Origin of the sequence: Salinisphaera sp. Q1T1-3 (assembly GCF_003602005.1) — a bacterium.
GTDB lineage: Bacteria > Pseudomonadota > Gammaproteobacteria > Nevskiales > Salinisphaeraceae > Salinisphaera.
Genome location: NZ_QZWD01000005.1, coordinates 74,457 through 86,891, shown reverse-complemented (window position 1 = coordinate 86,891; position 12,435 = coordinate 74,457). Strand labels below are relative to the sequence as shown.

At 54.8% G+C, this 12,435-nt stretch carries 6 protein-coding genes; 1 reads left to right on the top strand and 5 read right to left on the bottom strand.

The window, feature by feature from the left end:
- Nucleotides 1–33: 33 nt before the first annotated feature.
- The 5 genes from D3260_RS06595 to D3260_RS06580 all read right to left on the bottom strand — a co-directional run bounded on the left by D3260_RS06595 (nucleotide 34) and on the right by D3260_RS06580 (nucleotide 9,520).
- Nucleotides 34–2,298, bottom strand: coding sequence for a S8 family serine peptidase (locus tag D3260_RS06595; protein ID WP_120097790.1), 2,265 nt, complete (start codon nucleotides 2,296–2,298; stop codon nucleotides 34–36).
- Nucleotides 2,299–2,653: 355 nt separating this feature from the next.
- Entirely contained in the window at nucleotides 2,654–2,851 is a 198-nt protein-coding gene (locus D3260_RS17225; protein WP_147418120.1) for a hypothetical protein, read from the bottom strand.
- Nucleotides 2,852–3,790: 939 nt separating this feature from the next.
- On the bottom strand, nucleotides 3,791–5,809 hold the full coding sequence (locus D3260_RS06590; RefSeq protein ID WP_120097789.1) for a S9 family peptidase: 2,019 nt from the start codon (nucleotides 5,807–5,809) through the stop codon (nucleotides 3,791–3,793).
- Nucleotides 5,810–6,325: 516 nt separating this feature from the next.
- Entirely contained in the window at nucleotides 6,326–7,030 is a 705-nt protein-coding gene (locus D3260_RS06585; RefSeq protein ID WP_120097788.1) for an aspartate/glutamate racemase family protein, read from the bottom strand.
- A gap of 225 nt (nucleotides 7,031–7,255) precedes the next feature.
- Entirely contained in the window at nucleotides 7,256–9,520 is a 2,265-nt protein-coding gene (locus D3260_RS06580; RefSeq protein WP_120097787.1) for a TonB-dependent siderophore receptor, read from the bottom strand.
- A 985-nt stretch (nucleotides 9,521–10,505) separates the two neighbouring features.
- Between D3260_RS06580 and D3260_RS06575 the strand changes: the two genes are divergently transcribed.
- Nucleotides 10,506–12,203 (top strand): ABC transporter ATP-binding protein/permease, encoded by a 1,698-nt coding sequence (locus D3260_RS06575; protein WP_120097786.1) that lies wholly within the window; start codon nucleotides 10,506–10,508, stop codon nucleotides 12,201–12,203.
- The last annotated feature ends 232 nt before the right edge of the window (nucleotides 12,204–12,435 follow it).

Genomic DNA, 12,435 nt, shown 5'->3' with positions numbered 1-12,435 from the left:
TGATAGATCCTCTTAATATTTTTAAAAATTCAATCAGTGGCCCATGACCCGGATAGCGACCGCATCCAGCGTCGAATCCACCGTATTGTTATTCAAGACAAGCGGATCCTCGCCGACGACCCCACCGCCATTCTGAAGGCTGTAGCTCTGGTTAGAGGCATCCAGGACATGCACGGTCCATGTTCCCGCTGAAGGTTCACCGTAGAATGCATTAGCCAGAAACGCGTGGTTCAACATGATATTTGTGCCGTCGGCCCCACTCAGACCGGTTGCAGCAGGTGGAAAATAGACCGACTGTTTACTCGTCAGAAGTATGGCTTTGGTCCCCGACGGTGATGTCACCTCGATAGCGAGGTCGATACCGGCGGTCGACGCTTGACTGACCCCTTCTGCATTAGTGGCCGACGTTATCGCGTCGCGCATCTCAGGATTACCGACCGACAAACGAACCTGTAGGGATTCAATATCAAGATTCTGCTTGACGGTAACCTGGGCTGACGCACCGGACACATTGTTATCCGGAATATCGATCGGATCAGGAATTCGTGCAGACGTCCATCCCGTATTGGTCATCTTGCCCAGATGGGGCGCATCATCCTTCGCCATCTTCACCGCGGCCGCCGCATCGATCAGCCCGAAACCATACTTGCGATTGAAGTGCAGGCCGGCAGCGTTCTCGATCCAGCCCGGATAAGCGGTCCACTGTGTCCCACCGACATCCAGCTGGACCGGCGGATCGCGGTCATCTATTTTCCTGGCAGTATGCGCAAGAATATATTTGATCTGGCGCCAAGTCAGATCCGGTTTGGCCTCGGCCAGCAATGCAAGCACACCGACCACGTTCGGCGTGGCCGCGGACGTACCGTTAAACGTGTTGGTGTAGTCACACCCCTGGTTGTATTCATTGACCGAAGGCGCATTAAACGGAAAGATCGCTGCCATTATGTCCGGATAATTGAACGAATTGCCCAGATTGGAGGCTGCAATGAAACTGCTATAGCCTTTGAGACAGGTTGATTGATCGGTCGTGATCATGGCCGGATAGCGAAAACCGTACTCCCCGGCAGGCGCAGAAATGAACAGATTGGCGCCCGGGGTAGAATAGCTTGCGCGAGTACCGTCAGCATCGATCGCAGCCACACTCAGGTTATAAGGGCTTGCATTAGCCCCATCCATATTTCCGTCGGTGCAGGAAAGGCCGTACGCGTTCGGATCCACGCCTTCTTCAGTACAAATACGCGTCTGGTTACCGTCGTCACTCCAGCTATTGCCGTTTGCCTTGACGTTGAGTGCGCCCTTCCCATTCCGCAGGTATAATTCCGGATAGGAAATGATCGTTTCTTCAATCGGATCGATGTTGTAAAAGATCGGCGCCGTCAATCCATAACTTCGATTGAACGCAACAACGTTGTCATCCGGGGTCAAACTCGAGCCCGGCATACCATGAGAAAGCATCTCGGTAGTCGTCGTCTGGGCCTTGAGAAAGTTCATGCCGACAAGACTCGCTTCCGGCGCCGCACCGCGACCACCGATCCCGTTCCAGCCAACCGCTGCAATCAAACCGGCGACACTCGTTCCGTGGTCACCATCTTGATCAATACGGTTGGTAGGGTCCGTCGGATCATACGCATTTTGCAAGAAATTCAGCGATTTGCGCGGCAGCAAATTCTCTTTCAGATCGGGATGATCGATCTCGAGGCCCGTATCCGCGACAACGACAATCGAATTCTTGCCTGTCAGCCCTTCGGCCTGAACCGGGAAAACGTCCATGTCTATATCCGGAATCGACACGCTCTCGGGAAACGTGACCGTGTTTCGATCTGACTCGTTGATTTGTCCCGTGGCCACCAAATAATCACGATATCCTTCGAGCGCCCGGTCGAGATGTGCAAAAGCCGTCTGGCCGGTATTTCTAAGCTGCCACTGCTGGTCGGCATACGGATCGCCGGCCACCGACTCGACATCCACTTGCGTGCTCGCGCTGAGCTGCCCATCGGACGCTGTGACAATAAATTCCGCTTGCGCCGTGCCATACGATACATAGGTAAACTCGCCGGTCTTCGAGTCGATGCTGACCTCGCCCGGCGCATCTGCACCATCGTCTTGCACCAACTGGACCGCGTAAGTCAGCGTGTCACCATCCGGATCGGTAAAACCAACCTGCCCCGTCACCGGCGACCATTCGCGGGCAGAGTCCAGAACATAAACTTTCTGCTCAGCCGTGGGCGCCTGATTTGAGCTGCTACTGCTATCGTCACCCCCACCATCACCATTACAGCCCGCAAGAAAAATCGGCATTACGAAAAAAACTCCGCAAAAGCAAAACCTTTTCCTCACTATCAACCCCTTTCAAATGAATTCTTGCAGTCGTAATAAAAGACGAAAATTTTCGAAGCGAATTAATTCCTTCGTCTTCAACTCCAATGCCAAGAATTAGTTTTAGTAGATTTTCACGGCGTGGATTTATCCGGAAGCCAATGTGAATCGAATACATCTTTCGATTCCAAGCATCAAGGAACCAAGAAATAAACCGAAAATTCCAGCGCCCTGATATAACCAACAAGAACCATGCCAAAAAATATTCGATTTAAATTTATAAAAAAACCTAATCTTCTGTTTTTTTAAAATATTCGACAAATCATTGAGTTGAGATTCATGGAGTTGCCGGAATGGCGCCAAAATCATGACGTGAACCTTGCAGGCCGCCCTTTCTGAGTCGGCTCATGATTATTTTTGTCCGATTGAGGCGCTGTCCGAACAATAACCGGCTTTGGCGGGCCTGATCGACGACTGCCCTCAGCAGGCGATCGATCACCGCGCCGTCCGTCAACCGCTGGCGGTTCTTGGTCAAACGCTAAGGCATCCCAGACCGCTTCATCCAACGACAGCCCGGCCAACCACTGAAATCGCAATTTTTAGCGGAACTTCTGGAGAAACTGATGTTTGGAGAGAATCGAGCACAGCATCTCGCCCGACCACCCCGTATGGGAATCGCTGACCGTTGGAGTGACTTCCATCGAGTCCGGGGCCGCATCGGCCATCGAACGAATCCGAAGTAACGGGTAGTCGGCGAGCACCAAATTGGACGCCTGCGAATACTATTAATCCGGCACCAGAACAGCTGACGACGTCAGCTGCTTTCAACGCCATCGAAAGAAACGCCGACACTTGTCCGTCTTTTTATTTTCAATGGCTTCACGGCCGTTGGCCGTGGCGCGCGTGCTGTCGCACACGCGCGTTATCAACCCGAAAAATCATCTATTTTTATGCGGGGTTAATAAAACAACGAGGGCTGCTCAGCGTCGGGCTGCGCATTGGCTCGGCTCCCATTCACTCACTCTTGCTGACCATGCTCTCGAGATTTCCCTCAGTAGCGCTTTAGAGGGTTCTGACGAGCGAAATGAGAGCACGCTTTTGGGGCGCATCAGTAGGACAGTTAGAAACAGCCGGCGGCCTATCGCGCTGATCGAGAACCGATACGGACGAACAGCTGCCCCCCATGGGCCATTGGGCAACTAGAGCCTGTTAACACTTCGTGCGCAACCCGCCGCGCCGGCGGTCATTTTTCCGCAATCCGGCGTTGTCGTTCGCGAAGTCAGAATGACGGCCGTACGCGCCCGATGCCTTGTCTTGCAAAAAATGAGCGCCGGCGCGGCGCACGCGGGAAGCGTTAACAGGCCGTAGAAACGCGTAACATGTCGAGATGACCGCAGGCAATGGCCACTGTGTCCTTGAAGGCGACTGACAAGATCATCCGCTTTGATCCCCGATTAATAATCGTGGCGCAACGTCAGCCCTTGGCTAAGAGCGCATCCTGCAGCCCCGGCGCGAATTTCGCGCCGTGGGGGACGGTGACGGTTGACGGCGTCAAGGCCCCACCGAACGGCTCGGCTCGCCCGCCGAGATGGGCAGCAAGAAATGTTTCGGTGATCGCATTGAAGGCAATATTGTTAGCTGGACGCGCGAAACCGTGGCCTTCATCCGGGAACAGGACATAAGTGACGGGAATGGATTTTTCGGCGATTGCAGTCACGATCTGATCGCTTTCAGCCTGTTTGACACGCGGATCGTTGGCCCCCTGACCGATCAGTAAGGGTCGTACGATCCGATCCGCGTAGCTCAGCGGCGAGCGCTCGGCAAGCCAAGCTCTACCAGACTCGGTATCGGGATCGGCCATGCGACGATACATCTGGCGACGGGCGGCTTCCCAATAAGGCGGGATACTGTCCAGCAACGTCGCGAGATTCGACGGCCCGACGATATCCACGCCGCAGGCAAACGTTTCAGGCGTCAGCGTCAGTCCCGCAAGTGAAGCGTAGCCGCCGTAGGACGCCCCCATGATGGCGACACGCCCGTCGTCGGCGACGCCTTCGGCTACTGCCCAGTTCACGGCGTCGATCAGGTCGTCGTGCATGGCCGCGCCCCACTCGCCATTGCCGGCCGCAACAAACGATTTACCGAATCCGGTCGAGCCCCGATAATTGACCGACAACACCGCGTAACCACGATTCGCCAACCAGTGGTGATAACCGTTACTACCGTAACCGTCTCGTACCCAAGGGCCGCCGTGCACCAACAAGACCATCGGTAGCGGCGTGTTCGGGGTCACGAAACCGTCGGCATCGCTGCCACGGGGCAACGTGAGATAGGCGGTTAGCGTAAGCCCATCGCGGGCCTTGATCTCCAACGGCGTCATGCCCGCCAGCGGCGCGCCGACCAACTCGGGACGGCTGACGAAAAGCGGCGTAAGCGTGCGCGCGTCCCGATCATAGAGATGTGTCTGGACCGGCGCGGTCACGGGATCGTTGACCACCACCCAACGACGATCGTCGTCGGTTCGCGATGTGACATGCACGTCACCGGCTAGCTGAATTTCCAGAAATGTCAGATCGTCACCGATGGCAGCATCGATGACGTGCCACTCGGTACGTAGATAATCCGCGGCCCAAGCCTGGATCGCGTGCGTGTCCGGATCGGCCATCACGCCGGTGATGTCAGCCTTCGGCGACGCCGCAATCGACTGTATTTCGCCGGTGTCGAGACTTTGGGAAACCAGCGCAGCCGTATCGCGATCGCGGCTATCGATCCAGTAGAGCGTTTTGCCGTCGCGAGTAAAACCCACCGGCCCGGTATTGGCACTGTCCTCGAAGCTGATGCGTGCGAACGGCTCGTCACTGATCGTGCCGCCGTCCTGCACGATAAAGAAATCCTGTCCTCCGTCCTCGCGCGGACATTGGGCGAGCCGAATCTTAAGATCCCGATCCACCAGAAACCCGCCGTAACCCTCGTTGTACATTACTCGCGTCAATGCGCCGGTAGCCAGATCCAAGCGATAAACATCGTGCCACCGTGGATCACGATCGTTGATACCAATCACAATGTAATCCGGCACGTGCCGACTGACACCAAGCACCTGGACACGCACGCCATCCTGCGGCGTCAGCGTACGCTGTGTCGCCGTTTCGACATCAACGCTGAACAGACGAAAGTTCTCATCGCCGTCCTGGTCGTTCACGAACAACAATTGCCGGCTGTCCGGCGACCAAAAGTAACTACGGATCGGTCGCCCGCATCCGTCAGTCAAGACGCGCGTGTCATGCGGTCGATCGGCCGGCGCCACCCACAGATTGAGCACGTCATTGGCTGGCGCTATCCAGGACAGCCAACGACCATCAGGACTTAGCCGACCCTGTATACGACTCGGATTACCGAAAAGTCTCTCGCGCTCGATCAGCGGCACATCGGCGATACCAGCGGGGCCAGCGCTCGCTGGCGCAGTCCCCTCGTCGGTCGGGTGATTCCAGCGCATAGGCGCTCCTTGTGTAGAAAAGCAATGAGTACCGCGTTACTGTTTTGTAAAATTTCTGATATTTTTATTTTTACAAAGACAAAATTCCATATTTTGACTTCATAAAATAATTTTAAACTCAATATAATCGCCATATTCGCAATATCTCAAGGCGCATTGACATGCAGCATCTTTTTTCTGTTCATTGATCGCAAAAACTGCTCCAAAGCCAGCTTTCTCTCAAATCGGCTCACGGAAAACACGGCGTTGCAGTTCCTGATGAGGACAACCCACGAGTCAGGCCAATCGGATACCTTCACGAACGTTTACGAAAGATTGACGCCAACTAAAACAGGAATTACTGAAGACACAACCTTCGGACTGATAAAATCCAGAAAAATTCGAAATCGATGTTTTATCATCAATTTACAGAATAAAATTCGGAACATTTCACAATTTATTTTTTAAAGGCTTTGCGGCATCTTGCATCCGCGAGCACGGTTATCAATCCGGAAAACCATCGATTATCATGCTGGTCTAATGGCTATCTCTTTCAAGCGCAAATTTAACCGCCGCCTCCACGTGGAGCCGAGTCGAATCAAATACCTTGAGCTCGGAGTCTTTTTCATCAATCAGCAGGCCAATCTCAGTACAACCCAGAATGACGGAATCGCATCCGGATGCCCGCGCGCACGAAATAATTCGCAAATAATCGGCCCGGGATATGTCCAGGATCCGGCCGACACAAAGCTCCTCGAAGATGATCTCGTTGACTGTTGCTCGCGCGTCGGCATCCGGCACCTTGGCCTCGATACCGAAGCGTGACCGCAACCGGTCTCGATAAAAACCACCTTCCATCGTATAACTCGTCGCCAGCAGCAAAGGCCGCTTGGCACCAGCCCGGACCAACGCCTCCCCTGTCGCATCGACAATATGAATCAAAGGAACATCCAATCGATCCGAGACGTCGTCGGCAACCCGATGCATCGTGTTGGTACAAATCAAGATGCAGTCTGCACCGGCCCTTTGCAGGTTAAAACCGACGGTTGCCAGATATTCGGCTGCGTCTTGCCACGCTCCTGCCTTCTGCCATGCCACGACACGGGAAAAATCGACGGAGTGAAGCAACAGATCAGCCGAGCTCAGACCGCCACGAACGGCCCGAATACGCTCGTTGATCTTTCGATAATAAGTGGCGGTTGACTCCCAACTCATTCCACCGATAAGACCGATTGTTCTCATAACGATTTTCAATACCCTGTTCTACTATTAACCCGGCGCCCCAAACAGCGGATTCCGCCAGTTGTTTTCCAGCACCTTCAAAGGCCAGGACAGAAGGCCTTTCCGTGTTTCTTTGTCAACGAATACAAACGATTGACCGCGATCCAGATGCCTTGCCATACGCGTAGCGGGACCAAGAAAAACCATTTTTCTCTTGGCAATACAAACCTTAAAATCCTAATGGCCTTAAAAATCGTAATAGACCGTCAAGTGCGCACGACGTCCCTCCTTAACCGAGACGAAGTCGGGAACCGAGGTATAGTTATAGAGCCGGCTATCGAAGATATTCTTGACGCCTAGGGTCACCGCCCAGGCTTTCTTCCGATAAAAAATTGAGGTGTCCACCTGGGCCCAGCTCGGCAACTTGAAGTATCCCGCCGTGTTATTGCCGTTGGTCGTCTGGCTGGCGGCAGTCACGCCAAAACCACCCCCCAACCCTGCCAGCAGACCATGCTGTAGTTGATAGGTCGTCCAGAGATTGACCGAATGCCGAGGCTGACCGGTAATTCTTGTTGGTGCGACATCGGGCTGTGTATCGGAAACTTTCACGCTCAAGTAGGTATAACCAAAAGTGACGTCCCATCCCGGCATGGGACTACCGTCGATATTAAGCTCAAACCCCTTGCTACTACGCCCCTGCGCGCTGATGTATTCGCCTGTCTGTGTATTTTGCACCGGGACATTGTCTTGTTCGATCTCGAAAATATCGCTAGTCACAGTCAACTTGCTGTCCAGAAGCGCCCATTTAAGGCCGAACTCCTTCGACTGACTTGTGCTAGGCGGTAACGGCTCCTGGTTCGTGTCGACTTGCATCGTGCCGTAGAAACCGTTGAGCAAGTTGAAATATGCCGTCATATCCGGGGTTATATTGAAGGCGATTCCGTAGTTGGGTACAAACTTGCTTTTTTTGAATTTGCTCGCCGAACCCGAGCCAGCCAACACATTGAGCCGGTTATCCCATGTCGTGTAGCGACCGGAAAAAAGCAGGTGCAATCGATCGTTGAAAATCGAGGCATCGTCCTGCAAAAGCCACCCCTTCTGAATTTGCAGTTGCGTGAAGCTTTTCTGCTCGGCCTTTGGAATGGCCGGGTAATTCAATGTATCGGGGCGCCATACGTTATGCCCGAATACCGGCCCGGTGGAAAGATCGAACTGACTAGAATCAGCCTGCATGAAACTGTGGGCAATCTGCACCTTGTGGTGGATTGGGCCGGTATTGAACTTGCCCTGGATATCGTTCTGGGTACTGATAGAGCTTAGGTCGATCCGGCTCGAAAATGGATGGGCGACGATATCCCCATTCGGCTCGATGGCCCACGCTTCATGTAGCCGTATATCGACCATGCTGTCGAGGTAGGTCGCCTTACTGTTGAACGTCCAGCCCGGTGCCAAATCCTGACTGAATTCGTAATAGATGGTGGACGAATCTCCCGAGACATGGTCATCCCGGTCACCGAAGCGGAGGCGGGGAATGTCCTGGACCGCGCCTTCGGCAAAATCGTAGTACGTCGCACTCAGGCCTTCGGAAGAGCGAGATTTCGAAAATTGCCCCCCCACCTTGAAACGGGTGCCGTCGCCGCGCCAACCGATCACCGGCGCGACGAAGAAGGAGTGGCCACCATCGTAGTCGTACCACGTATTGTCGGACTTCATGCCCGAGATATTAAAGCGATAGGCCCACGACTTGTCACGGCTGAGCGGCCCGCCGAGATCCAGCGCAAGCTTGTACTCGGCATGGTTGTTGTCAATGGCATCGGCTTTCAATTGATGCAGCGGCTCGCGCACTGGCGCCTTGCGGACCAGGTTGATACTCCCGCCGGGCGAACTGCTACCAGCCATGACCGAATTCGGCCCTTTGATGACCTCAATACGCTGGATACCATCGATGTTCGCGGATGGTGTCGTAAGATTGTTCCGGCTTTCAAAATTGGTTACACCATCCACTGATGTCTGCGTTACATCGTAACCACGGATGGCGAAGGAAGAACTGCCGTGCCCGCCGGGTTGTATGGAGACACTGGGCGCATTCCTGAGTGCATCTTCTACGTCTGTCGACTGCTGGTCATCGAGAACATCCCGGCCAATAACATCCACGGCGCGAGGTGTCTCCTGCAGCGGCATACCCATGCCGTAAGCGCCGCTCGAAAAGCCTGGGTTGTAACCCAAGTCGTCGAGGAACCCGAACACATCGATGGTCGAAAGCGTGCTGTCTACAGCAGCTGCCGGCTCGACGGATGCCGGCTTTTGGGACGAACTCTTTGACGGCGGCCTCTTGGCTTCAGACGATCGGGGATGGCCCGATTTGGCAGACGAGTCCGGTGCGACCGACGTGCCAGAATCATCCTCGGGCTCTGGCGTTTGATAAGGCGCCGCGACCAGTGGCGGCGCAGTCATCATTGCCATACCGACGGAAACTGAAATCACCGCAACCCGGTTCGCTCTGGATCGCATGTTTGTCACTGCTCGCCCCCCTTTCAAGAACCGCTAGAAATGCCGAAACGACACGTCGGTCTCTATGGGGTATGTGTGATAACGCGCGAAAAGTGACAGCTACAAGACATAAAATGTCGCCGTTGACCGACTGGCGACTGGCTGCACCCGTTGCCAGTTGGCGGCATATCCCGTGCCTAATCCGTGATTGCGACGCAGAGAATTCCGACAAGGCAATCGCGACGGTCCCGTTATCGATACGGTATCCAAGCAGCTGAAATCGCCAGCCGTTTCCACCGCCATCGGAGAGAACGCCGCCGCGGCTCATTTTCAATGGCTTCGCACTCCAGGCGGCGGCGCATATATCGTCGCAAAGCGCTTCGTCAACCCGAAAACGATCTATTTTTATACTGGGTTAATAAACCTCAAAGGCCGATACCATGGCCGACGCCAGGCGATTGGATCGGATGATCACGACGCAACCGGCAAAGACGATAGCCGCTTGTGCTGCCGCGCCGTCGCCAAACGCTGTCGGCAGGCGATGCTGGCACCGCTTCGCACGCCCTATCCGACGGCCGTCGCCAACCGCGAGAGAGCTCGCGAGATTCTTTCGCCGAGAACTGTCATTTCGTGCTTCGAAATACACAGATATAAGAGTGGCATCGAGAAGTCCGGCAGCCTTGCAAACGCCCGCCTCTGTGTAGCGGCCTCGGCCAATCCGGCATGAATATACGTTCACGCTGGATTGATCGCACACCGCAACCATGGCGCTGCGGCCATTCGACGGCCGGATCTTTGAAAACTACAGACAGGCACGCAGCCGACCAAGGTTTGCAGGGGGCTGAGAGAACGGCCGGGTTTCGGCCTTCCAGTGCCGTTCCGATATGGACTGCAGCACCGAGCCAATCGAATAAGCAGATCTCTTGCAATGCGTTTTCAAAATCAAGGGCCAAGGATTATTTATTTTTTATTTATTGGCTTATCGCCCTGCGGCCGGATTCGATAAATGAGCGATCTTATCAAGCGGGGCCGTCGTCCCGGCATCGGAGAGATGATCCTTTTGTTCTGGCGGCACGCTCCGTCTTACTGGCAGCGGTTTGCGTTATTGGCGCTGATCCTGGCGATCATGTTCGGCAGCACGTCACTGGCCGTCTGGGCAAACCGCCTTTCCGGCGAGTTGATCGATGCAATGGTGTCGCGCGATTGGGCGAAGATCAAACCGCTAATGCTGATCAGTTTCTGCGTCGGGCTAGGCGTCGCGATATTACCCATCGTCAGCTACGTGTTGCAGCAGATCCTGCAAGTGAAGTGGCGAAGCTGGCTGACCGATCACTATCTCAAACGCTGGATCGACCATCACGCTTACTACAGCGTCGAACGCGACGACCTGATCAGCAATACCGACCAGCGTATCGCTGACGATGTCGCCCGCTTCGTCGATATCACGCTCAACCTGTGCCTCAATACGCTATCGGCGACGGTATCGACAATTTCTTTCAGCGTGGTCTTGTGGAACCTGTCCGGTACGCTTCACTTCCAAATTGCTGGCGTACCGCTGGCGCTGCCGGGTTATCTCGTCTTTGCCGTGCTTATCTATTCGATCCTCAATCTCGCCTTGGTCCACTATGTCGGCAAGCCACTCATCGGGCTTAATAATCGCCAACAGACGGTCGAGGCCGACTTTCGTTATCTCGCCATGCAGCTGCGCGAGAATTCCGAGCAAATCGGTTTTTATGGTGGCGGTTCCCGAGAAAAACAGCGTTTGGGCGACGCATTCCAGCATCTTCTGACCAACTGGTATCACATTATTTCCCGCACATCAAAAATAATGCTTACCCGCGCGGTCTATAGCCAGACTTTTTCCGTCCTGCCCACACTGCTCGTGCTGCCGCGTTACCTTGCCGGCGCAATCAGCTTCGGCGATATCGGCCGAACAACGGGTGCCTTTTCCATGGTCGAGAATTCGTTGTCTTTTTTCTCACAGGCATACGAGCAATTCACGCAATGGCTTGCAATCACAAATCGTCTGCGTGACCTGGAATGGGGCTTTTCCAAAGCCAATAGCACGCCGACAGATCTGATACAGGCCTTCCCGGCTGGCGCCCAGGCATTGAAATGCCGGGATCTGTCTCTACGTGACCCGTTCGGCAAACTGCTTACACGTCTGTCAGAATGGCAAGTCGGCCCGGGGGAACGGTGGCTGATCACGGGCCCCTCGGGAACCGGCAAGAGCACGCTGCTGCGTGCCTGTGCCGGCCTCTGGCCCTACGCGAAAGGCGAAATCCGACAGCCCGCGACCAGCCGCTGCTTTCTACCCCAGCGCAGCTATATTCCCAGCGGACCATTGAAATCGGCACTTTGCTATCCACAGCCGCCAGACAATTTTGATAATGATGCCTGTCGGCAGGCGCTAACCGCTGCCCGCCTTGAGACATTGGGTGACTCATTGTCCGTCAACGCCCGGTGGCAACAAAAACTGTCGGGCGGTGAACAACAACGCCTGGCACTGGCTCGGGTGTTGCTACAGCGTCCGGCATTCGTGTTTCTAGACGAAGCAACCAGCGCTCTGGATCCCGAGACCGAGAACGCCTTGTACCGTGCTTTGACGACACAGTTGCCCGATAGCGCGATCGTCAGCGTTGCGCACAATGAATCTCTGCGGCCCTTCCACGACCGTACACTGACGTTACGACCAGCCAATTAAAGATATGACATTGCAACAAACGTCGACGCCCCACTCTCAAGAGCCGCACAGTGACCCGGCATATGCGTCGTTTTTTTGTGCTCGGGTCGACGACAGCCTGTGGCACCGCAGAGCATTTGAGGTCAATCCAGTGTAGCGCCTGTCGAGAGTCAGTACGTGTCCGCGCCAAGGCTTGTCTACTGCCAAGACGAAGCGTCCATGGCTGTGCCACGCAAGACAGGGAAGGGACAAC